General features: G+C 32.1%; 21 protein-coding genes and 1 tRNA gene. 12 read left to right on the forward strand and 10 right to left on the reverse strand.

What is annotated here, in order from left to right; translation table 11 throughout:
- The first annotated feature begins 126 nt into the window (after positions 1-126).
- The 5 genes from ACUUYC_RS24075 (at position 127) to ACUUYC_RS24095 (ending at position 6,387) form a co-directional block, all read left to right on the forward strand.
- Positions 127-1,497: a sigma-54-dependent transcriptional regulator gene (locus ACUUYC_RS24075; protein ID WP_474270139.1), complete on the forward strand. Its 1,371-nt coding sequence runs from the start codon at positions 127-129 to the stop codon at positions 1,495-1,497.
- Complete coding sequence (locus ACUUYC_RS24080) at positions 1,498-2,835, forward strand: sensor histidine kinase (RefSeq protein WP_474270141.1); 1,338 nt, start codon at positions 1,498-1,500, stop codon at positions 2,833-2,835.
- Between the two features lie 94 nt (positions 2,836-2,929).
- Entirely contained in the window at positions 2,930-3,367 is a 438-nt protein-coding gene (locus tag ACUUYC_RS24085; RefSeq protein WP_474270142.1) for an RrF2 family transcriptional regulator, read from the forward strand.
- A gap of 75 nt (positions 3,368-3,442) precedes the next feature.
- The gene (ric, locus tag ACUUYC_RS24090; protein ID WP_474270143.1) at positions 3,443-4,168 is read left to right on the forward strand and encodes an iron-sulfur cluster repair di-iron protein; all 726 of its coding nucleotides are present in this window, start codon (positions 3,443-3,445) and stop codon (positions 4,166-4,168) included.
- A 2-nt stretch (positions 4,169-4,170) separates the two neighbouring features.
- Positions 4,171-6,387 (forward strand): nitric-oxide reductase large subunit, encoded by a 2,217-nt coding sequence (locus tag ACUUYC_RS24095; protein WP_474270144.1) that lies wholly within the window; start codon positions 4,171-4,173, stop codon positions 6,385-6,387.
- 67 nt (positions 6,388-6,454) lie between these two features.
- On the opposite strand, the gene ACUUYC_RS24100 is transcribed toward ACUUYC_RS24095, so the two are convergent.
- From ACUUYC_RS24100 to ACUUYC_RS24115, 4 genes are all read right to left on the reverse strand, one after another.
- Positions 6,455-7,531 carry a DUF418 domain-containing protein gene (locus tag ACUUYC_RS24100; protein WP_474270146.1) on the reverse strand — a complete coding sequence of 359 codons (1,077 nt, stop codon included), beginning with the start codon at positions 7,529-7,531 and terminating at the stop codon, positions 6,455-6,457.
- 76 nt (positions 7,532-7,607) lie between these two features.
- Positions 7,608-8,120 carry a MepB family protein gene (locus ACUUYC_RS24105; protein ID WP_474270149.1) on the reverse strand — a complete coding sequence of 171 codons (513 nt, stop codon included), beginning with the start codon at positions 8,118-8,120 and terminating at the stop codon, positions 7,608-7,610.
- A 6-nt stretch (positions 8,121-8,126) separates the two neighbouring features.
- A complete protein-coding gene (locus tag ACUUYC_RS24110; protein WP_474270151.1) occupies positions 8,127-8,624 on the reverse strand; it encodes a cation diffusion facilitator family transporter in 498 nt (165 codons plus the stop codon).
- A gap of 25 nt (positions 8,625-8,649) precedes the next feature.
- The gene (locus ACUUYC_RS24115; RefSeq protein ID WP_474270154.1) at positions 8,650-9,156 is read right to left on the reverse strand and encodes a hypothetical protein; all 507 of its coding nucleotides are present in this window, start codon (positions 9,154-9,156) and stop codon (positions 8,650-8,652) included.
- Between the two features lie 165 nt (positions 9,157-9,321).
- On the opposite strand from ACUUYC_RS24115, the gene ACUUYC_RS24120 reads away from it, so the two are divergent.
- Together ACUUYC_RS24120 and ACUUYC_RS24125 are read left to right on the forward strand one after the other, a co-directional pair.
- A complete protein-coding gene (locus tag ACUUYC_RS24120; RefSeq protein ID WP_474270156.1) occupies positions 9,322-10,077 on the forward strand; it encodes an SDR family NAD(P)-dependent oxidoreductase in 756 nt (251 codons plus the stop codon).
- A gap of 219 nt (positions 10,078-10,296) precedes the next feature.
- A complete protein-coding gene (locus ACUUYC_RS24125; protein WP_474270159.1) occupies positions 10,297-10,878 on the forward strand; it encodes a TetR/AcrR family transcriptional regulator in 582 nt (193 codons plus the stop codon).
- Here ACUUYC_RS24125 and ACUUYC_RS24130 read toward each other — a convergent pair.
- From ACUUYC_RS24130 to ACUUYC_RS24150, 5 genes are read right to left on the reverse strand one after another with little or no spacing between them, the layout of a single operon-like run.
- Positions 10,875-11,657 carry a hypothetical protein gene (locus ACUUYC_RS24130; RefSeq protein WP_474270162.1) on the reverse strand — a complete coding sequence of 261 codons (783 nt, stop codon included), beginning with the start codon at positions 11,655-11,657 and terminating at the stop codon, positions 10,875-10,877. The genes ACUUYC_RS24125 and ACUUYC_RS24130 overlap by 4 nt on opposite strands.
- A 32-nt stretch (positions 11,658-11,689) precedes the next feature.
- A complete protein-coding gene (locus ACUUYC_RS24135; RefSeq protein WP_474270165.1) occupies positions 11,690-12,163 on the reverse strand; it encodes a DUF1905 domain-containing protein in 474 nt (157 codons plus the stop codon).
- Positions 12,164-12,172: 9 nt separating this feature from the next.
- On the reverse strand, positions 12,173-13,093 hold the full coding sequence (locus tag ACUUYC_RS24140) for a hypothetical protein (RefSeq protein WP_474270167.1): 921 nt from the start codon (positions 13,091-13,093) through the stop codon (positions 12,173-12,175).
- A 45-nt stretch (positions 13,094-13,138) separates the two neighbouring features.
- Positions 13,139-13,942 (reverse strand): hypothetical protein, encoded by an 804-nt coding sequence (locus ACUUYC_RS24145; protein WP_474270169.1) that lies wholly within the window; start codon positions 13,940-13,942, stop codon positions 13,139-13,141.
- Positions 13,943-13,946: 4 nt separating this feature from the next.
- The gene (locus ACUUYC_RS24150) at positions 13,947-14,891 is read right to left on the reverse strand and encodes a polymorphic toxin type 23 domain-containing protein (protein ID WP_474270172.1); all 945 of its coding nucleotides are present in this window, start codon (positions 14,889-14,891) and stop codon (positions 13,947-13,949) included.
- A 168-nt stretch (positions 14,892-15,059) separates the two neighbouring features.
- On the opposite strand from ACUUYC_RS24150, the gene ACUUYC_RS24155 reads away from it, so the two are divergent.
- Positions 15,060-17,219 carry an RICIN domain-containing protein gene (locus tag ACUUYC_RS24155; protein ID WP_474270175.1) on the forward strand — a complete coding sequence of 720 codons (2,160 nt, stop codon included), beginning with the start codon at positions 15,060-15,062 and terminating at the stop codon, positions 17,217-17,219.
- 280 nt (positions 17,220-17,499) lie between these two features.
- Here ACUUYC_RS24155 and ACUUYC_RS24160 read toward each other — a convergent pair.
- Positions 17,500-17,574 (reverse strand) — tRNA-Pro (locus ACUUYC_RS24160).
- Positions 17,575-17,888: 314 nt separating this feature from the next.
- Between ACUUYC_RS24160 and udk the strand changes: the two genes are divergently transcribed.
- Genes udk through scpA form a run of 4 tightly spaced genes read left to right on the forward strand, consistent with a single transcriptional unit; the run spans position 17,889 to position 22,357 of the window.
- On the forward strand, positions 17,889-18,497 hold the full coding sequence (udk, locus tag ACUUYC_RS24165; RefSeq protein ID WP_474270178.1) for a uridine kinase: 609 nt from the start codon (positions 17,889-17,891) through the stop codon (positions 18,495-18,497).
- A 49-nt stretch (positions 18,498-18,546) separates the two neighbouring features.
- Positions 18,547-18,855, forward strand: a complete 309-nt coding sequence (locus ACUUYC_RS24170; protein ID WP_474270180.1) for an FtsB family cell division protein — start codon at positions 18,547-18,549, stop codon at positions 18,853-18,855.
- Entirely contained in the window at positions 18,848-20,206 is a 1,359-nt protein-coding gene (locus ACUUYC_RS24175; RefSeq protein ID WP_474270183.1) for a methylmalonyl-CoA mutase subunit beta, read from the forward strand. The genes ACUUYC_RS24170 and ACUUYC_RS24175 overlap by 8 nt, the downstream gene beginning before the upstream one ends.
- Before the next feature lie 21 nt (positions 20,207-20,227).
- Complete coding sequence (gene scpA / locus ACUUYC_RS24180) at positions 20,228-22,357, forward strand: methylmalonyl-CoA mutase (RefSeq protein WP_474270185.1); 2,130 nt, start codon at positions 20,228-20,230, stop codon at positions 22,355-22,357.
- The last annotated feature ends 50 nt before the right edge of the window (positions 22,358-22,407 follow it).

Genomic DNA, 22,407 nt, shown 5'->3' on the forward strand with positions numbered 1-22,407 from the left:
TGTGCCATGAATTAATAAATATCTAAAATACTCATTGTCAGTATTTTACAAAATAACTTGATTTTAAGAGTGTTCATTATCGAACATTTTTTTGTTCATTATCAAACATCTTACTACCTATGTACTATGAGAAAAAAAGAAGCTTCTATATTAATTGTAGATGATGATGACGATATTTTATTTTCTGCACGCATCAGTTTGAAGAAATATTTTACCGAAATTGTCACAACCAATAATCCTAAAAAGATTGGGAATCATATTACCGAACAAACGTTTGATGTGGTTTTGCTCGATATGAATTATCGTATTGGATTTGAAGACGGAAAAGAAGGTTTGTATTGGTTGCAACATATTAAAAAAATCAGTCCCGAAACTACCGTAATTCTCATGACGGCTTTCGGAAATGTACATTTAGCGGTAGAAGCTATAAAGCTAGGCGCAACAGATTTCATCTTGAAACCTTGGAATACAGAAAAGTTATATAGTATTGTAAATGCTGGTGTTGAATTAGCACGATCAAAACGAAAAACAACACAATTAGAAACCGTACAAGAACAACTCGATAAAGATTTTCATCAGCAAACTGAACATATTATAGGAACTTCGGTTGCGATGAAAAAAGCAATCAACTTGGTTCAAAAAGTTGCTCCTACGGATGCAAATGTGTTAATCTTAGGAGAAAACGGAACAGGGAAATACGTGTTTGCCAAAGAAATTCATTTGCAATCAAATCGTAAAAATCATCCGTTTATTCATGTAGATTTAGGCGCATTAAACGAAAATTTATTTGAAAGTGAATTATTCGGGTATGCAAAAGGAGCATTTACTGATGCACAAAAAGATACATTAGGACGTTTTGAATTGGCTTCAGGCGGAACAATTTTTTTAGATGAAATAGGAAACTTGCCTTTGCATCTGCAATCAAAATTATTAACGGTAATTCAGAATAGAAAAGTAACACGTTTGGGTGAAGGAAACGAGCGTATCATTGATGCAAGAATTATTTGTGCTACTAACGCGTCGATTCATGAAATGGTAAACGAACAAACATTTCGACAAGATTTATTATTCAGAATTAATACCATAGAATTACAATTGCCTCCATTACGAGATCGTACAGAAGACATCGAAGTTTTGGCAACGCACTTTCTCAAAAAACTGAATCAGCGCTACCGAAAACAATTAACTTCAATTTCAACAACTGCGTTCACAGCATTGAAAAATTACAATTGGCCAGGAAACATTCGCGAACTAGAACATATTATTGAACGCGCAGTAATTATTACTGATAATACAAGTATTGAAGCTGAAGATTTACATTTTTCTTCACGAAAAGTTACCACAAATACAGCAGTAACACTTAATTTAGAGGAAACTGAAAAAATGCTCATTCAACAAGCATTGGACAAACATCATGGAAATATCTCTAAAGCTGCCAAAGATTTAGGATTGACAAGAGCTGCTTTGTACAGACGTTTAGAAAAACACCAATTGTAAATGGGAAAAAAAGTATATATACAACTCTGCATTCGCATTTTTTTGATTTCGCTTAACGCGATTTTAATCTTTTATTTCTTTCAAAAAGGATATATAATTAATGGTTTCGGGTTTACCTTATTATTACTGTTTCAAGTTTTTTTATGTTTTGATTATTTACGAAAACTCTTTGTTGATGTAGAAAAAACTGTTGATTGTTTGTTACATGATGATTTCTCTAATATGATTTCTGTTGACAAACGCTCGAATAGTTTACATGCAAAAACAGCAGCTTTACAAGCAAAATATAGAATAAAAAGTCAGCAACATACTTCCGAACAATTAATCTTTACAAACATCATTGAAAGCTTAACGATTGGTGTTTTGATTCTTAGAAAGGATAGCAATGAACAGATTGAAGTTTTCCAATTAAATAAAGCATTTGTAGACTTTTTTAAGATTCCGAAATTTTATAAATGGACCTTGTTAAAGGAGAAAATTACACCATTGGTTGCTATTATTGATTCCAAAAAATGGAAACGTGTAAAACATACAATTTCCTTAACGGTAAATGATCAATTGGAATCTTTTTTCTTGAAAACTTCGGTGACACATACAAACGAATTTGAATATTTGATTGTAACGATGGAAACGATTCAACAATTAATTGATAAGAAAGAAAAAGAATCGTGGTATAAATTGATGACTGTGATGTCACATGAAATTATCAATACGATTACACCAATTACGAGTTTGGCTGAAAACTTAGATTCCTTATTACAAGATGAGCCAGACGAAGATACGCTAGAAGAGTTATCACAAGGTTTGAAAATTATCAAAAAGCGTTCATTACACCTAAATAATTTTGTCAATACATATCGTCAATTATCTGAATTGCCATTGCCTGATCGAAAAGAGGTCAATTTTACAGAAACTATCAAAAACACGTTGGATTTATTCGCGCAGGAATTCAAAGAAAATGGTATCAGTTTAAATTTTCAACGAGAAGAAAACGTATTAATTTCTGCTGACAAGCAACAATTGGAGCAAGTAATTATCAACCTGATTTCCAATTGCATGTACGCGTTGAAAGAAGCTGAAAACCCAGCAATTACAATTAATTTAACAACCGACCAAGCCCGTGTACATTTCACCGTTTCCGATAACGGAATTGGGATTTCTAAAAAGATTAAAAACAATATTTTCATTCCATACTTTACGACGAGAAAAGATGGTTCTGGAATTGGTTTAACACTCACAAAAAGTATTGTAGAAGCACATGATGGAAATATTTTCTTTAAATCTGAAAATGGTTTGACAACATTCACGCTAAGTTTTGAACATACGATTGAGGAATAAAAATTCTTTCAAAAACTAAATTTAAAATTTTATAACGGATAATTTTATCTTTTATGAAAAATACTTCTATCTTTGCACATATAATATCATGAGTATGTTTTCAAAATCTTGCGAATATGGTTTAAGAGCTGTTATTTTTATAGCAGAACGATCCACTTTACAAACTAAAGTTGGACTGAAAACCATTGCAAGTGCTATAAATTCTCCTGAAGCATTCACCGCTAAAATTTTACAAATACTTACACGAAATCACATCGTAACTTCTATCAAAGGTCCGTATGGCGGTTTTATGATTGAAGAACATCGCTTAAAAGAAATTACATTAAGTGAAATTGTAAACCTTTTGGATGGAGACAAAATTTATACAGGTTGTGGTTTAGGACTAAAACAATGTGATGATAAATCTCCTTGCCCACTTCACTTTAAATTTATTGAAATTAGAAACAACTTAAAGAAGATGTTAGAAGAAAATACATTGCACGATATTTTATTTACCGATACTAAAAAGAACATCTTTTGGTTGAAGACATAAAAAAATTTAAAACAATAAAGGATAAAAAGATCCTTTTATATTTTATAAATATTTAATCCACTAAAAATAACACAAATGGATATTAACAAAAATACTCTCGTAAGTGATATTGTTGCTGATAATTATAAAACAGCAAACGTATTTAAACAACATAATATTGACTTTTGCTGTAATGGAAATAGAACGATTACAGAAGTTTCTGCCGAAAAAAAATTGGATTGGGAAAAACTATTGTCAGAGGTTCTAATGGTTGAAAGTAAAACTTCTAGACAAGATGATTATCAAAATTGGGAACTCGATTTCATGACCGATTATATTTATCAAAATCATCATTTATATATTGAAAAGCAAATTCCAGAAATTCAGTTGTATCTAAATAAAATTTGTAAAGTTCATGGTGATCAACATCCTGAATTATTAGAAATTAGAACTTTATTCAACGAAAGTGCTGGCGATTTAACAAAGCATATGAAAAAGGAGGAAATTATTCTTTTTCCTTTTATCAAAAAAATTGCTGTTGCAAAGAAAAATCAAGCTGAACTCGCAACTCCTCCATTTGGAACTATAGAAAATCCTATCAGTATGATGCACGAAGAACATGATGATGAAGGCGAACGTTTCAGAAAAATAGCAACACTTTCCAATAATTACACACCACCAAATGATGCCTGTAACTCATATAAGGTTGCCTTTGCATTACTGAAAGATTTCGAAGAAGATTTACACAAACACATTCATTTAGAAAATAATATTCTCTTCAAAAGAGCCTTAGAAACTGAACAACAATTAAATAACAATTAGTAATGAAAAGAATTTGGATCGGATTTATATCCGTAGTTGTCCTATCGTTTATCGCCTTAATTTGGGTAGGAACAGAAGTATATCAAACACAACCGCCAATTCCTGATTTGGTCTCCGTAAAAGGCAGTCAAGAAGTTATATTTACAAAAGCAGATATACAAGAAGGACAAAATATTTGGGAATCAATTGGAGGAATGGAAGTTGGTTCTATTTGGGGACATGGAAGCTATGTGGCGCCCGATTGGTCAGCCGATTGGATTCATAAAGAAGCTATTTTTTTATTGGATTATTGGGCACAGAAAGATTTTAATTCTACTTATGATGATTTAGATGAAGAAAAGCAAGCCGCTATTAAAGCTCGATTGGTGAAAGATGTAAAGACAAACACTTTCAATCCAACAACCAACACAATCACATTATCAAAAGAACGACAATTAGCGATTGCTAAGAATACGGCATATTATAGCACTATTTTTTCAGAAGGACATGAACAATACGCAATTCCGAAAGGAGCGCTTACAGACAAAGAAAAGTTACGCAAACTGAATGCATTTCTATTTTGGACTTCTTGGGCAGCAAGTACTAACAGACCAGATAAAGAGTATACCTATACTTCTAACTGGCCACATGAACCGCTGATTAATAATACCATTACGCCAGATTCACAAATTTGGTCAGGTTTCTCAGTTGTATTGTTGCTGCTGTTTATTGGTTTCTTGACCTATTATTACATTCGAAATCATGAAAAAGGAGAAGCAGTCACAAAAATCAAAACAGATCCTTTACTCAACTTAACATTATTTAGATCGCAAAAAGCGGTATTAAAATACTTCTTAGTAATTACATTATTGATCGTTTTACAAGTCGTTCTGGGAATTATTACCGTGCATTATACCGTTGAAGGACAAGCATTTTTTGGATTTAATTTGTCTGAAGTACTTCCCTATTCTATTACACGAACTTGGCATACGCAGTTAGCTGTCTTCTGGATTGCTGCAACTTGGCTAGCTACTGGTTTATTTTTAGCACCAATGATTAGTAATAAAGAAATGAAATATCAAGTTTTTGGAATTAATTTCTTGTTTGTTGCGCTACTTATTATTGTATTAGGTTCCATGCTTGGAGAATGGTTAGGAGTCCACCAATTTTTAGATTTAACAACCAATTTCTTCTTTGGTCATCAAGGATACGAATACATGGATTTAGGTCGTTTTTGGCAAATATTCCTTGGTATTGGACTTGTTTTGTGGGTACTAATGGTTGGAAGACATGTATTGTATGGAATTCGTAAAAAAGATGATTCAAAACATTTATTGATCATTCTATTAATTGCTGTGATTGCGATTGGAATGTTTTTCTTTTCAGGATTAATGTATGGAGAAAACAGTTCACTTCCAGTAATTAATTATTGGCGTTGGTGGCTTGTCCACTTATGGGTAGAAGGATTCTTTGAAGTATTTGCAACAGTAATTATTGCGTATATATTTTCACGTATGAAAGTTATTTCAATGAAAACAGCTGGAAAAACGTCAATTGCATCTGCAAGTATCTTTTTAACTGGAGGAATTATAGGAACATTACACCATTTATACTATTCAGGAACGCCTGTACAAGCGATTGCCTTAGGAGCTACATTTAGTGCTTTGGAAGTTGTGCCACTTACATTGATGGGATTTGAGATTAGAGAAAACTGGAATCTACTGAAAGAAAACGAATGGATTCAACGTTACAAATGGCCAATATTCTTCTTTATTGCTGTTGCTTTCTGGAATATGGTTGGCGCAGGTGTATTTGGATTCTTAATCAATCCGCCAATTGCATTGTATTATATTCAAGGGTTAAATACAACAGCAGTTCACGCACATACAGCATTATTTGGCGTATACGGAATGCTTGGAATGGGCTTCATTTTAATTTGTTTACGTTTTTACTCAACTGACTTATGGAATGAAAAATTAATTAAAAATGCCTTTTGGTTTTTGAATATTGGATTAACATTGATGGTTGTTTTAAGTTTGTTACCAATCGGAATTATACAAGCATATACATCTATTCATGAAGGATATTCATATGCTAGAGATGCTGAACTATTATACAGTCCAACGGTTCAAACTTTAAAATGGTTACGAATTATTGGCGATGTTGTATTCTCAATTGGAATTGTTTGCTTCTCTTGGTTTGTTGTGAAAGAAACCTTGAATTGCATGAAAAAGAAATAATAGAAGTTATTTTTAAAAGTAAAAACACTGTTCGTTTTAAAAGATGAACAGTGTTTTTTATTTTTATTCAATCTGTCAATTTTCGTAAAATCCATTCCAACGGACCTTGCTTTTTATAGCGTGTCCAAACTGTTGCAAATGCCATACAAAATATACTAAATACAATAGCATACATCACTGAAAATTCGATAGAAAACGTACCTAATATAGTTGTTGACAACAATTCTACAATACCAATTCCAATAATAATATGTGCTACATAGAACGTTAATGCTAATTGCCCTGTGTTTTTGAGTACCATAATAACTAAACTATGTTGCATTCTCTTAGCAAACCAAATACAAACACAAATAATACACAGGGCAACACTACTTGATGAAAAAATATATATTGGCAACGGCGGCATAGGGCTTGTGCCAAAAACCGGCGCCAATTCCGTAATTACTGTTTCGTTTCCTCCTGAAAGAAAAACGATTAAAACTTTTGAAAATATTTGCATTCCTATGACAACTAATAAACTTATAACAAATGTCCTTTTAATAAATTTTTCATTGGTTAAATCTTGTCTTCCAAACCATAAACCCAATAACATAAAGGCAGTCCAAGGAATTACAGGATGAAACCCATTGTAAAATAGGTTTCTTATAAAACCGTTAATCGTCCAAAAATCTAAATAAGAAAAATCATTAAAATTCCAACCTGTATCATAATCAATCCAAAACATAAAAGCTGGATATAGTAATAAACAAGCAAGAATGCCAAGGATAATATGATGTGTTTTTCCTTTTAAAAAGAATAATGTTAACAACATATATATTCCATAAAAATGTAGAATATCTGCTGGCCAAATCAAGATGTATGAAAGTCCAATAATGAACAATAAAAGTGCTCTTTTGAAAATTTTTATGCGCGCTTGACGCAACTTAACTTCATCAGCATTCTTGACAGCTGTATTCGTCATAAATGCAATTCCGACTCCAGCCAAAATCACAAATAACGCAGCAGCTTTTCCTTCAAACAATGCTGTAAAATTTAGTAGCCAACTATCGCCTTCTTGTCCAAAAATCATTTTAAAATTGACCAGAATCATTCCAATAATTGCAAATGCTCGCGCAACGTCAATTCCTATGATTCTATTTTTCATACTCGCTTTTTTTGATCAATTCTATATCATACTGACAAGAAAAGAATGAAAGAGTTGCATGAATTTATAGAATTCTTTAAAAATATAATTTCTTTATGCTATCTACAGGACTGATTGACGCTGTAATTGGAAGAAAATACTGTAATTGCCAAGCTTGTGTTTTAATTGCTTGCGTACTTGTAGGTTTGTCCCAAGCTGGATATACACGAATGCCGCGCTTTCCGTCTTTTGTTACTGTTGCAACAATTCGTTTTTGAATTAATATTGACTTAGGAAATACAAATTGACCAAATTGCATGTCTTTTTGAACATTAATAACAATAAAATCGAATGTATCTAATTCATGAAAAGGAGTTGTGATTCCTTCAGAATTTCGTTTCCAAATAGTAACAAATTGCCCAACTTTTTTAGGTGTAATTTTTGCCGTCCTAGAAATAATTTTAAGTGTTTCTAACTGAAAAGTACACGCTTCATATTCGGCACTTTCATCACTTTCGTGAAAATTTAAAAATTCAAAATTGCATACATCATAGATGAGTTCTTTTGCTTTTGCAACATGAAATGGTAGTTTATAAGAAGTAGTATTCATAAATTCTTAATCGATTACCTCATCAAAACGATTGAACTTATTTCTATCATCTCCGCGTAAATCCAATTCACTTTCAACTCTCGTTCGTGATGGTTTTTGAAGTAATAAAAAAATCACTAAAACTCCTGCAATAGCAATAAACGCAGTATTTCCAGTCGTCATAGACAATACAATTCCCAAGAATGCAGGTCCTTCTATAAGCGCAAACTTTACAATAGAAGCAGTTTGATAGCTTTGCAACTTTGACTTTAAACCTGGTTTATTCTTGGCAGTAGCTAGCAATTTTTTGTAAATGACTTGACTTAACAAAATTGCACCAATAGCAACTACTGGATATATTAATAATAACGTATCACTCGTATCAAATGTTGGAGTCATTCCTCCATCAAACTGAAAAAATACAATCGCAATAAAAAATAACAAACCACTTAGCAGTGCCATGTAAATTATAGTAAGTGTTTGTACAAACTTATTTGGTGTGAATTCTTGTGTAGCTTGATTCATGGTTCAAAAACTTTTAAATGAATATTTATATATTTTCAGGCAGTGCTATATCAAATCTATTAAATTGACTTAAGGACTCACCTTTTAAATTTAAATCTGAAATAATTTTCTTTTTTGATGTTCGTAATTTATAATAATAAATCAACAATAAAATTGGAAATGCTAGATAAATAGAAGCATTTATTATGAAAGCGATCAAAATTGAAAAAACAATTATCAACGATTGAATCAGATAACTATCTGCTGTTATTTTGTAATATTTTAAAATTTTTTCTTTTAATAAATTACTACTTCTAATACGCTTCAAACGTATATTAAAAATCATTTTTTCTACAATAAGACTAACTGTCAATATTATTGCCACAATAATTAGTACAAGATCTTTAGGTATTGTTAACACTTCAAAAATTAATTGCATTGACCAAATACTAAATAGCAAAAAAAACACTACCGTTATAAACAAAAAAGTGTGTACCTGCTTTAATTTTTTCAAAAAGATATTTGGTGTGAGTACTTCTTGATGTTTTGTCATTTATATAGTTACTACATATTCAATTATCAAACATTTAATTTATCAGTTTAAAGATACTTAAAAAAATAATTTCTTTTTTATTTGGAATGATCATTCTGTTATTTATATATTTGCATTCGGAACGATCGTTCTAAAATAAAATTAATCATAAAAAATTTATATAAAATGAGTTCATTACAAGGAAAAACAGCAGTAGTTACAGGTGGAAATAGTGGAATTGGTTATGCTTCTGCTGCAAAGTTAAAAGCACAAGGCGCTAATGTCATCATTACTGGTAGATCTGAAGAACGTGTAGCAAAAGCTGCTTCAGCATTAGGTGTTAGAGGAATTGTAGCTGATGTTACATCGCTTGATGCGATAGATAGTTTAGTAAATGAAGTAAAAGAATCGCACGGAAATGTAGATGTGCTTTTTGTAAACGCAGGAGTTTTTATACCAGCTCCAGTTGGTCAAATTACGGAAGAAGTGTACGAAACACAGTTTGGAATTAACTTTAAAGGTGCCGTATTTACCACAGAAAAGTTTTTACCAATTTTGAATGATGGCGCATCTATCATTAATTTATCTTCAATTAATGCATATACAGGAATGCCAAATACCGCGATATATGCAGCAACAAAAGCAGCTTTAAATTCATATACACGAACTGCTGCTACAGAATTAGCACCTAGAAAAATACGTGTAAATGCTGTAAACCCTGGACCTACAGAGACTCCAATTTTTGGAAAAACGGGCATGCCAGAAGAACAATTGAATGGTTTAGCACAAGCAATGCAACAACGTGTTCCACTAAAACGATTTGGGCAACCAGAAGATGTAGCAAACTTAGTAGCATTTTTAGCTTCAGATGAAGCTTCTTTTATTACAGGAAGTGAATACAATGTTGATGGTGGAATGAATGTAAATCCGTTGTTGAGTTAAGAATAACTTTTATTATCAGAAACTTTATAATTCTTGATAAATTCACTTTATTTAATTTACCATTATTTAGTTTCTTATTTCTTTCTCTTTGCTTTCCCAAAGAAAAGAAACAAAAGAAATTTATTATTTATTTGATCTGTCTAAAGTTCATAATAAATCATTCATAGAATATATGTATTTTTGTAGGGATAGCTTTTTGCTGTCCCTACTATTAATTTTATGCCAAGAGTTAAAAAATTTAATGAAGAGGAAACACTAAATAAGGCAATGTGTCTTTTTTGGCGCAATGGTTTTCACGCAACTTCCATGCAGGATTTAGTGAATTACTTAGGAATCAATCGTGCGAGTATTTATGATACGTATGGCGGAAAAAAAGAATTGTTTGATAAAGCTTTCACTCATTATCGTACAGTAAATAGAAAACAGTTATTAGCATTTTTAGAAAGTCAAGAAAATGTAAAAGAAGGTTTTCGAAGACTTTTTCAACATGGAATTTCTGAAGCCGCTTGTGATATAGAACGTAAAGGTTGTTTTGTTATTAATGTAACAACTGAGTTAGTACCTAATGACGAAGAAATGCTCACTGTAATTCAAGAAAACAAAGTTTTTATGGAAGGTGTTTTTGAAAATTTTTTACAATCTGGCGTAAACTCAGGAGAAATTTCAGCAAATAAAAATATTAAAAATATTGCATCACTCCTACACACTTTTTTAAATGGATTAAAAATTGTTTCCAAAACAGATTCAAATGAAGAAGAATTAGTAGCTTCTGTAGATACTGTATTAACGTTATTAGATTAGAGAAACAACGTAATCCAAAGTGCTCCTTGAATTGCGATGGTTAAAACGATTGTTAATACTGCAATGGTATTATCAATTTTAAAAACATGTTTTACTTTTTCTTTGAGTAATACATAGAGATTTGTTCCGAAAAAGATTGCCCCAATTATATATACTCCAATAACATTTGTCGGCATCATTGCATTGTCAATAATGCTATAATACTGCTGTGCAGGCGAAGTTATATGATGAATAAATGAAAAAATCAGCCCTGCAAATCCAGTAGTAATATAAAATGTAATCAAAATCCAGCCAAGTGTTTTACGCTTCCAGAATAAGATTGTTCCTAAAACAATTGATAGAATATCAACAAAATAAATTACTAAATCAATTCCAATTTTTCCTTTAAAAAGATCTTCAAAATAGAATCCCATTAATGTGTAATTTGAAACTAGTATGTACACAGCAATGGCTGCAAAAAACCAACACATAAAACGAATTTGTTTTTCGTATAATTCAAGCTGTTTTGCAAAAGGATTTACAGTTGTAAATAAAGCAAGGAAATCATTTTTAAATGTTTCGTTTTCTTCTTTACGCTTTTGGAGTTGTGCTTCTTTTTGTTCTTTTACTAAACTATTTTTAGCCTCTATGTCTTTTATTTGATCCTCCGTGAGTTTACGAGAATCCAATTCTTGTTTTGCGGTTTCTACTGCAATTGACTGATAACTTGAAGCATTAGCCAATATTGCTAAAAGTTCGCTATCGGATAATCGTTTGTAACGTTCTGTAAATTCTGTCATATATAAAATAAGTATTCATAAATACTAAATTGTTACCAATTACGCTTCTTTTGGCGCATCTTTTCATGTTCCGTTTGTAAAAACTTCATGATAGTTTCTACTTGTTTATCTACATTCTTAATGCGCAAAACACTAAAGATCAACGTCCGTTTTCTTCCATCTGTAAGTTTGTTGAAAATTGCTTTCCCGTCTTCATCCTGAGCTAAAAATGCTTCTAATACTGCTGGAATTTCCACACCAAGCGGATTCGGATCTTCTTCTAATTGATATGAAATGGTTTCCCCTACCTCTTTGCCAATTTGTTTAATATATCGTTTGGCAAGCATGATATAGAAATTTCCATTCCCTAAATGATTCAATCCGCATTGTAAAGTTACTTTATCATCAATGGTGCAAATTAAACGTGTAGCTCGCTTTTTTTCAAATTGATTTACAATATCTGCGGCAACTTCCAAGTGATAATAGCTTCCACTTTTTTTTATCGTTTGTTCTCCTTTGAAAATCATAACTTCAACTTACTTCTCTTTCTTGTATGATAGTTTATTTCCGCGCGCTAGATAACTCATTACAAAAATTTCATCTGTATATTCTAAAATTGAATATTTGAGCTCATCACCAGCTTTATCTATCAATGTAAGGTACTCAACACCTTCATGTTCAGATAATTTATAATCATATACATCGTCTGTTGTTGTTTCTGCTCCTTTATAAAACATGATGAATTTCCCATCTTTTATTTCCACTCCAGATTTTGGGTCATCGTTGCTAATCCAGCGTCCATTATCCAAACCAACTGTTTTTACTTCAATTAAAGATGTGCTTGCTCCGCGAAGTAATTTTTCAAATTCTGAAACGACATCCGTTTTTGATTTCCACTGATCGGTTACATCTACATTTTGAGCAGTAGACGTATCTATTTTTCCTGACTTAACTGTTTTTTCTTTTTCTAATACACGAATCAATTGACCATCATGAATATAATAGCGTTTATCTTTCTTTGTAAACGGTCCACGCATAGAAACTTCACTAAATTCTTCCTCTAATACAAAAAATAATTTGTTGTCATGCAAGTAGAAAGTATATACTTCAGCACCATGTTCTCCATGATTTCCTAATTTTATTTTTTGTGGAACTCCAGCTTTAAAATAACCTTCTCTTTTTGTAACACCTCCACCTACATATTCCTCTTTTTCTTTTTTTTCAAAAGAAGAAAGCTGGTTTTCAATCATTAAAAAGTTAGACTTAATCATTTCTATTTTATCATCAACAGTAAGCAGCTTTTTCTCAGTATTTTTTTGAGCTTCATCAACAAACTCTTCAATAGTTTGATCAACTGTTTCTGCATCTTCGTTTACCGTTTCTGTTTTTTTAGATTCATTTCCACATGCAATAAAAAGAACTATTGAACATGCAAATAAGAAAAGTTTTAGTTTCATTAGAGCGTTTGTTTTTAGAATTACTAAGATATTACTTTTTAAAATTTAAGGAAGATTATTTTTAGGATAAAATCGTATGCGTTTGGAGGCCATTTTATAATACCAATCGTAATTATCAAAACTAAAAACGACTTCTGTTTTTCCCTTTTTAGAAACTATCTTTATTTCTGAAACATGCCGTGGCGGTTTCTCGTAGTCGTATTTTTTATAATAATCAATCGTATAATTTGATTTAACATACGTAACATCATTCCTAAACACATCATCCAATGGAATAGTTTCTGCAATACTATAATTATTCTCTGAAGTTGTCATATTTCCTTTAGTCACAATCATCTTCTCAGGAAATTCATTAGCTTCAAAATAAAAAGTTACATCTTTCAATTTTTTATTCCCCTCAAAAGAAATTTTATGAACTACAGTATCTATATTTCCTATATAAATAGATTCTATTTCTTCTAAAATGATTTTGTTTTTATAAATAGTACTATCATTTAAAAACCCTTTTCTCTTTTGAATATATTTATGTGAAAATGTAGTCAAATAGAATACTACATCTGATGTTTTGTGCTTTAGTAAATAAATTTCCTCTACCTTTCTAATATCTTTTGTTTCTGGTTGATCAAAAAAGTTTTCAGGACAATCACAGAAACGTTTCGCAAGAGAATCTTTCTTTTTCACTTTATAATCTTCACAAATGCTAAAAACATATACTTCAAATTCAGTAATAGGAAAAGTTTTTTCAACCTTCAAACGTTTATCTATGTATGCCTGATTGACCAAGTCTAAACCTGATCGACAAGATGTAAATGCATATAATAGGACGATTAAAAATAATAGTTTTTTCATCTTTCTAAAATTTTGTGTGATTGTATTCATGTCTAATACCAAACATCATACGGTAACCTTGGTAATAATCAGGATGGTAAGGAACATTTGTAACAAAGTGTAAAAAATCTTGTAAGTCTAAGTTTGCTTTGTTATATAATGCAAAACTTCCTCCAAAACCATTTTTCAAATTAGAAAAGTTGAGTCGCCATCGTTGTTGATTGAACGCAAATTGTTTGGTATCTGCATAGTTTAAAAAATCAATTTGTAAATGATCAGCTACGTCAAAAGCATATTTTTGATATCCAGTATATTTATGATAACTCAGTTCAACAAGATCTATCAAATCATTTACGTTTCCATGATAACTTAATGTAATTCCGCCAGTATAATAACGGTCTCTTTTATCTCCTGCATATTCCAAAATTGGTCCTCCATCATTATAATAACTGAGTTGTCCAATACCCATTATATTCAAATTAAAAAAACCTACACGCTGATCTTTTCCATGTTGTACAAAAACCCAATTTGCTCCATAACTCAATGACGTTTTATAAGGGTTTTGAAGCGGATTAGATGTAAAGTCAGCAAAGTGATACAACGGAACATTTCTTTCAAAATAGCTAAAATCTCTTTTATCTAATCGAACAGTAGCAATTCCATTGACAAAAAAATGTGCCTGCAATCGATACCATTTTTGACTTTGATCGGCTCCTACACTATTACTATTAAAAAGAAGAACACCTGTATGAATCGCTGGTAAAACTGCATTTTCTATGTCATACCCTATTCCTCCAGTTAAACTCAGTTTATAAGCTACAGCGCCTTTATTACTGAATTCAATTTGCATCTTCGTTGCAACCCCATAGGTAAAATCCGAGTCAGAATTTGAAAAATCATTCTGAGCATGACTCGTATAATTATATAAAAGTGTAAAACAAATAGTAAGACAAATTTGTAAATGTTTCATGACTAAAGTTTAGAATTTACTGTACTAAATATACAAATAATAAGCCGCCTATTTTCTTACAAAAACAGCAATAAACAAAATGCTTTAAAAATTTATAAAGCTTAAAAAGTATTGAAAGTCAAAAATTTGGCAGTGTTTTTGAAAATATATAACCTTATATTTACAACAATGAAAACTAAAATTTTCCCGATGATCTCATTTCCCCACGCACTAAAACAGTATTATTTCACATTATTTATTTTTTTAATTACATTACAATTGTATGCACAAAAACCTGTTACTGAAGGACAATGGTATGTTATTGAAAGTTATGAAAAAAACCGTGTCTTACAAGTACAACAACCGTATCAAAGTAATGGTATTGGTGTAGTTTTGGCAAAACGAACCAATCAAAGTAATCAGCTTTTTAAATTTGAAGAAATTGGAAATGGATTTTATGTAATTCGCTCCAAACAACACAACAAATTATTTGACATTCGCGGTGGAAGTCAAGAAAACAATGCAGTATTACAAGTTTGGGATCAAGCAAATGTGGAAAATCAAAAGTTTAAATTAGCTATCTCCACAGGTAAAGGACATTATTATATCATAGCAAAACACAGTAATAAATCACTTGTTGCAGCTCCAAGTTTTCTTATTGGAAGTACCATTACACAAAAAAGTGTTGACGGACTTGCCAATGCGATGTTTACATTTATTCCTCAAAATTCAAAACCTAAACCTACTTCAAAACTTGCGAAAGTAGAATTAATAACTCCTATTTCTGGGCAAACAATTGAAAACAAGACAGGCGCTATTATTCAATTTGACTGGAAAACTGTCGCAAATGCAAACGAATATCAAATACTAGTAGAACATAAAAACAAAAAAGATAAATTACTAAATACACGAACTAACAATTCAAATTATCAACTAAAACTCTCATCTCCAATTAATGAAACATTAGCTAAAGATGCTTGGGGATGGTGGGTTCGTGCTAAAAACGGAAATACTTGGGGCAAATGGAGCAAACCGAATACATTGTATTTTAAGAAAACTCCAACAACTAATTCTATTCCTAAATTATTACAACCAATTGCAAATACCAATTTGCCAAATGGAGTTAAAAATAATAGTGTATCCTACACATGGAGTTTTGATTGGACAGCTGTTCCAAACGCACAACAGTATGAAATTATAATATCGCACCCAACAAATGCAGGGAAATCAATTCGAAAGACAGCTCCAAAATCTGAATACAAATTAGTTCAAACAAAACATATAAATTCAACAGAACTTGTAGGCTGGAACTGGAAAGTAAGAGCCATTATAAATGATGCGAATGGCAAATGGTCAAAGACTCAAAAATTTAACGTAAAACAACCGAAAATAAATCCAACGTCAAATGTAGATTTTGCCAGTCAAAGTAAAATCAATTTTGAGAAAGCCTATAGAAATCATCAAACAGTAGCTTTAAAAAATAAAGTAAATAACAGAACTACATCGCTAGGTTATAATATTTCTGAAAAAAAGTTTCTCATGCAAGCTACTTTCGAAAATTGGAATGTAAAAAAGGTTGCAAACAACACATATCAATTACAAGTAATCATTCAAGGTAAACTATGGTCATTGGCAGCAACTGGAAATAGCAAAGGAGATTTAAAACTTGCAGCATCTAATACTAATGACAAGTTACAGCTATGGAAAATAATACAGCAAACTGATGGACATTACCGAATTATCAATCTTGGCACACAACAAAATCCAGATATGTTTTCCGACACATTATTTTATAACACTAAAAGCAATGACTTTTTCTTGTCGTCTTGGAAAGAGAAAACATCACTGAACGGACGTTGGTATTTTGATTTACAACCTTTAATACCTATCAAAAACGATCCTCTAGAAAACAGAACCTTTAAAATGTCGTCTGTAATAAATAATAAAAAAGTTTGTTTGGGATATACATGGACTTCTGACGCGACTGGATATAATGAGTTAGGGTTTTGTAACAATAACAACAAAAGCACATTATTTAGTTTTGAAAAAACACTACGCGGCACTTATTTAATTAAGGTAAAAAAAGCAACAAGTAAGTATGCTAAATGGCATTACTTAGCAGATGATCTTGGAGAACGAGAAGTTGATCGTCACAAAGATGCTTCTATCATTAAAGAATATGGTTTCGAATGGAGAATTATATCTAGAGGAAATGGACAATATACATTTGTAAGCATTGACGATAACAAAGCCATTGAGTTTGTACAACGCTCGAGTGGTATTCCACGTGAATTCATTGAGTTTAAACCTTTATCGAACAAAAAAGTTCAGTATTTTAGGTTGAATTAAAATTTGTGAAGAAGATTACTGTGTAGTCTTAAATGTCAGTTCATTGCAAATGAAAATCTTGAATCGCTTCGCGCTTTGAATCCTTTTCTTATGCAATACATTCTTAAGCGAGCTTAAAATAAAAAGTAAGGATTACTTCGTGATCCTGAATAAGGTTTCGTTGCAAATGAAAAGTCTTGATGTGCTACGCACATTAGTCCTTTTTTATACAATACATCTTTGAGCAAGCTCAAATGTATTGTATAAAAAAAGTCCTGCATAAAGCAAGACTTTCTTTTTGTCGGGGTGGCAGGATTCGAACCTGCGACCTCCGCGTCCCAAACGCGGCGCGATAACCGGGCTACGCTACACCCCGAAAAGTGTTTTGCTATAGCTTTTATTCGTTAAAAAATAAAGACTATGCCCTAAAAATTGGATTGCAAATATAAGACTTTTCCAGTAACAGAAAAGTAAAAACTATTTATTTTTAAAATAATTTCAAATCATATATGGTCAAAAGCCATGAGAGTCATAAATTCTTTATAATTTTCAAGTCATGACCTCATAAAAAGTAGGTTCTAAAAAGCTAAATTTCAATAAATTCTCTATACCGAAGCGATCTAGACTCTTTTATCTAACATTACTAAATAATTTGCTTAATTTTGTCCACGACTAAAAACTGAATAACATATGCTCATTATTGGTATTGGCGGCGGAACAGGAAGTGGAAAAACTACCGTAGTTAACGAAATCATTAAACAATTACCCGAAAACGAAGTTGGAATCATTTCACAAGATTCTTACTATCAAGATACATCACACTTAAATTATGAACAACGTACAAAAATCAATTTCGATCATCCACGATCTATTGATTTCGATTTAATCTGTGAACATTTAACCGAATTAAAGAAAGGAAATCCAATTGATCAACCTGTATATTCGTTTGTAAAACACAATCGAACTGGTGATACAATTCATACACTTCCTCGAAAAGTAATTATTGTTGAAGGTATTTTAATTTTGACCAATGCGGAACTTCGCAAAATGTTCGACATTAAAATATTTGTACATGCCGATTCTGATGAACGTCTTATCCGTAGAATTAAGCGTGATATTACACAACGTGGACGCGATATTAACGAAGTTTTAAGTAGATATCAATCGACATTAAAGCCAATGCACGAACAGTTTATTGAGCCAACAAAAGAATTTGCGGATATCATTATTCCAAATAATCGCTATAATACGGTTGCTGTTGATATTGTTAGAACAATAATTAGCGAACGATTAGCCTAATTTTAGTACATTTACATAGTATTAGCACCGTAGCGAAATTCTACAAAAGATGAATCTAAACAAGTTCAAAAATATATACATCATTATCTCAGCCATCTTTATTGTATGGATGTTATTTTTAGATGCAAACTCATGGTTTTCTACACATAGAGAACTCAACAGACAAATTGAACTTTTAGAAAAGCAAAAAGAAAATCTTCGACGTGAAATTAGAAAAGATCGTATGAGCATTAAAAAATTCTCTAGTATTGATGAATTAGAAAAATTTGCACGTGAACGCTATTTCATGAAAAAAGAAAAAGAAGAAATTTACATTATAGAGTACGCAGATAGCCTAAATTTAGAAGACAATGAGTAACTTATTTGAAGGATTTGACACTGTTTCTGCTGCACAATGGAAACAAAAAATACAAGTAGACTTAAAAGGTGCTGATTACAATCAGACACTAATTACGGCAACGCACGAAGGAATTGACATTACGCCTTTTTACCACAGTGAAACGCTTAACGTACAACCAATTGCAACACAAACTACACAATGGAAAGTTGCACAACGTATCCGTGTTACAAATGCTACTAAATCAAATCAGAATATAAAAGATATCTTATCACGTGGCGCAGAAAGTTTAGTGTTAATCATTTCTAACCAAGAAATTTCTATAGAAACTCTTCTAGCTGATGTGAACGTTCAAAATATTCCTATTCATATAGAAATGGAATTTTTGTCTTCAGATTATATAGCTACTATTTCCGCTTTCGCGAAAGAACATACTGCCAATATTACCATTGGAGCTGATATCATAGGACAATTAACTTCAACAGGAAATTGGTTCGAAAATCTTGAAAAAGATCATGAACAACTAGAAACAATCATACAGCTTGAAGCATTCCAAAGTACGTTGACGGTTCATCTAGATACATATCAAAATGCAGGCGCAACAATGGTGCAACAACTCGCGTATGCGCTTTCTCATGTAAATGAATACTTAAACCATTTTGGTTCAAAAATTACAAACAAAATAACATTCAATGTTACTGTTGGATCACACTATTTCTTTGAAATTTCCAAACTAAGAGCATTGCGTCAATTATGGAGTGTATTAGCAAAAGAATATAACCTTAATCAGGAATGTGTCATTATTGCTTCTCCTTCAAAACGTAACAAAACGTTGTATGATTACAATGTAAACATGTTACGAACTACGACAGAATGTATGAGTGCAGTTTTAGGTGGCGCCGATTTCATATACAATTTACCATATGATGCTTTATATCATGAAGCAAATGAATTTGGTGATCGTATTTCTCGAAATCAGCTTCGAATCTTAAAAGATGAAAGTTATTTTGACAAAACTAACAATCCGACAGAAGGTTCGTATTATATAGAAAGTATCACAAATCAATTAGCAGAAAAAGCGTTAGCATTATTCAAAGAAATTGAAGCTACTGGCGGATTCTTAAAGCAATTGAAAGAAGGAACCATCTTCCGAAAAATAAAAGAAAGTGCCGCAAAAGAACAAACATTGTTCGATGAAGGTAAAGAAGTATTGTTAGGTACAAACAAATACCCAAATCCTGAAGATCGTATGAAACATGATTTGGAAATTGAGCCTTTCGCAAAAAATGAAGTACACAAAGTATTAGTTATTCCAATTAGCTTAAGACGTTTAGCAACTAAATTAGAAAAAGAACGCTTAAAGCAAGAGTAATTTTCAAAACAAATTATGAGCATGACTAGAAAAAATCTTCAACATATAACACTTACTAATACTACGAAAACGTTTGAAAACGAAACTTCGCAATCTTCGTTTACAACCGCAGAAGATATTGAAGTAAAATCATCGTATACAAAAGATGATATGAAAACTGTGGAACATTTAGATTTTGTTGCTGGACTTGCACCAAATCTTCGTGGACCATATTCTACTATGTATGTTCGTAGACCTTGGACTATTCGTCAATATGCAGGTTTTTCTACAGCAGAAGAAAGTAATGCATTTTACAGAAGAAACTTAGCTGCAGGACAAAAAGGATTATCAGTTGCGTTTGATTTGGCAACACATCGTGGATATGATAGTGATCATGAACGTGTAGTTGGAGATGTTGGAAAAGCAGGAGTTGCCATAGATTCAGTAGAAGATATGAAAATTCTATTCGATCAAATTCCATTAGATAAAATGTCGGTTTCCATGACAATGAATGGTGCCGTTTTACCAATAATGGCGTTTTACATTGTTGCCGCTGAAGAACAAGGTGTAGATCCTAAATTTTTAGGTGGAACGATTCAAAATGATATTCTAAAGGAATTTATGGTGCGTAATACTTACATTTATCCACCATCGCCATCAATGAAAATCATTTCCGATATTTTTGAATATACATCGGAACACATGCCGAAATTTAATAGTATCAGTATTTCTGGTTATCACATGCAGGAAGCAGGCGCAACTTGCGATATTGAACTTGCATACACATTAGCTGACGGTTTAGAGTATATCCGAAAAGGATTAGCCGCGGGAATGGACATTGATACCTTTGCTCCTCGCCTATCATTTTTCTGGGCAATTGGAATGAATCATTTTATGGAAATTGCAAAAATGAGAGCTGCCAGAATGTTGTGGGCAAAACTTGTGAAGCAATTCAACCCTAAAAATCAAAAATCATTATCATTGCGTACACATTGTCAAACAAGTGGTTGGAGCCTTACTGAACAAGATCCTTTTAACAATGTAGCTCGTACCTGTATTGAAGCTGCTGCTGCTGCATTTGGTGGCACACAAAGTTTACACACAAACGCGTTGGATGAAGCCATTGCATTGCCAACAGACTTCTCTGCACGAATTGCTCGAAACACACAAATATATTTACAAGAAGAAACTAAAATTACCAAAACGGTTGATCCGTGGGCAGGAAGCTATTATGTTGAAAAACTGACACATGAAATTGCGCACAAAGCGATGAAACTCATCGAAGAAGTAGAAGAATTGGGCGGAATGACCAAAGCGATTGAAGCCGGAATTCCAAAGATGCGTATTGAAGAAGCTGCCGCTAGAAAACAAGCACGAATTGATTCTGGACAAGATGTAATTGTTGGTGTCAATAAATTTAGACTTGAAAAAGAAGATCCTTTACATATTTTAGAAGTAGACAATCAAACAGTTCGAAACGCACAATTAGCACGTTTGGACGAATTGAAGAAAAACAGAAACGCTTCAGAAGTTACGGAAGCGCTAGCAAAACTGACAGCAGCCGCAAAATCTAGTGATGATAACCTACTCGCTTTAGCTGTTGATGCAGCAAGAAAAAGAGCAACATTAGGTGAAATCTCAGATGCAATGGAAGCTGTTTTCGGAAGATACAAAGCACAAATAAAATCGTTTTCAGGTGTGTATAGCAAAGAAATAAAAGACGATAGTTCGTTCAAAAAAGCAAAAGAATTGGCAGTCAAATTTGCCGAACTAGAAGGTCGTCAACCACGAATTATGATTGCAAAGATGGGACAAGACGGACATGATCGTGGCGCAAAAGTTGTTGCTACAGGATATGCCGATGTTGGTTTTGATGTAGATATTGGACCTTTGTTTCAAACACCAGCGGAAGCTGCAAAACAAGCTATGGAAAATGATGTACACATCTTAGGTGTTTCTTCCTTAGCTGCTGGACATAAAACGTTAGTTCCGCAAGTAATTGCTGAATTGAAAAAGTATGGGCGTGAAGATATTATGGTGATTGTTGGTGGTGTAATTCCACATCAAGATTATCAGTTTTTGTTTGACGCAGGAGCTGTTGCTGTATTTGGTCCTGGAACAAAAATTAGTGAAGCCGCAATTCAATTGTTAGAGATTTTGATTGACGAATAAAAAAACTTGTTTGTTTTCTGTGTTTTTTTCGACTGATTCATCATATAAAA

This window comes from Kordia sp. E, assembly GCF_056033805.1.

Coding starts and splice junctions, on each gene's coding strand:
- ACUUYC_RS24075 (WP_474270139.1), top strand. CDS start 127: ATGAGAAAAAAAGAAGCTTCTATATTAATTGTAGATGATGATGACGAT.
- ACUUYC_RS24080 (WP_474270141.1), top strand. CDS start 1,498: ATGGGAAAAAAAGTATATATACAACTCTGCATTCGCATTTTTTTGATT.
- ACUUYC_RS24085 (WP_474270142.1), top strand. CDS start 2,930: ATGTTTTCAAAATCTTGCGAATATGGTTTAAGAGCTGTTATTTTTATA.
- ric (WP_474270143.1), top strand. CDS start 3,443: ATGGATATTAACAAAAATACTCTCGTAAGTGATATTGTTGCTGATAAT.
- ACUUYC_RS24095 (WP_474270144.1), top strand. CDS start 4,171: ATGAAAAGAATTTGGATCGGATTTATATCCGTAGTTGTCCTATCGTTT.
- ACUUYC_RS24100 (WP_474270146.1), bottom strand. CDS start 7,531: ATGAAAAATAGAATCATAGGAATTGACGTTGCGCGAGCATTTGCAATT.
- ACUUYC_RS24105 (WP_474270149.1), bottom strand. CDS start 8,120: ATGAATACTACTTCTTATAAACTACCATTTCATGTTGCAAAAGCAAAA.
- ACUUYC_RS24110 (WP_474270151.1), bottom strand. CDS start 8,624: ATGAATCAAGCTACACAAGAATTCACACCAAATAAGTTTGTACAAACA.
- ACUUYC_RS24115 (WP_474270154.1), bottom strand. CDS start 9,156: ATGACAAAACATCAAGAAGTACTCACACCAAATATCTTTTTGAAAAAA.
- ACUUYC_RS24120 (WP_474270156.1), top strand. CDS start 9,322: ATGAGTTCATTACAAGGAAAAACAGCAGTAGTTACAGGTGGAAATAGT.
- ACUUYC_RS24125 (WP_474270159.1), top strand. CDS start 10,297: ATGCCAAGAGTTAAAAAATTTAATGAAGAGGAAACACTAAATAAGGCA.
- ACUUYC_RS24130 (WP_474270162.1), bottom strand. CDS start 11,657: ATGACAGAATTTACAGAACGTTACAAACGATTATCCGATAGCGAACTT.
- ACUUYC_RS24135 (WP_474270165.1), bottom strand. CDS start 12,163: ATGATTTTCAAAGGAGAACAAACGATAAAAAAAAGTGGAAGCTATTAT.
- ACUUYC_RS24140 (WP_474270167.1), bottom strand. CDS start 13,093: ATGAAACTAAAACTTTTCTTATTTGCATGTTCAATAGTTCTTTTTATT.
- ACUUYC_RS24145 (WP_474270169.1), bottom strand. CDS start 13,942: ATGAAAAAACTATTATTTTTAATCGTCCTATTATATGCATTTACATCT.
- ACUUYC_RS24150 (WP_474270172.1), bottom strand. CDS start 14,891: ATGAAACATTTACAAATTTGTCTTACTATTTGTTTTACACTTTTATAT.
- ACUUYC_RS24155 (WP_474270175.1), top strand. CDS start 15,060: ATGAAAACTAAAATTTTCCCGATGATCTCATTTCCCCACGCACTAAAA.
- udk (WP_474270178.1), top strand. CDS start 17,889: ATGCTCATTATTGGTATTGGCGGCGGAACAGGAAGTGGAAAAACTACC.
- ACUUYC_RS24170 (WP_474270180.1), top strand. CDS start 18,547: ATGAATCTAAACAAGTTCAAAAATATATACATCATTATCTCAGCCATC.
- ACUUYC_RS24175 (WP_474270183.1), top strand. CDS start 18,848: ATGAGTAACTTATTTGAAGGATTTGACACTGTTTCTGCTGCACAATGG.
- scpA (WP_474270185.1), top strand. CDS start 20,228: ATGACTAGAAAAAATCTTCAACATATAACACTTACTAATACTACGAAA.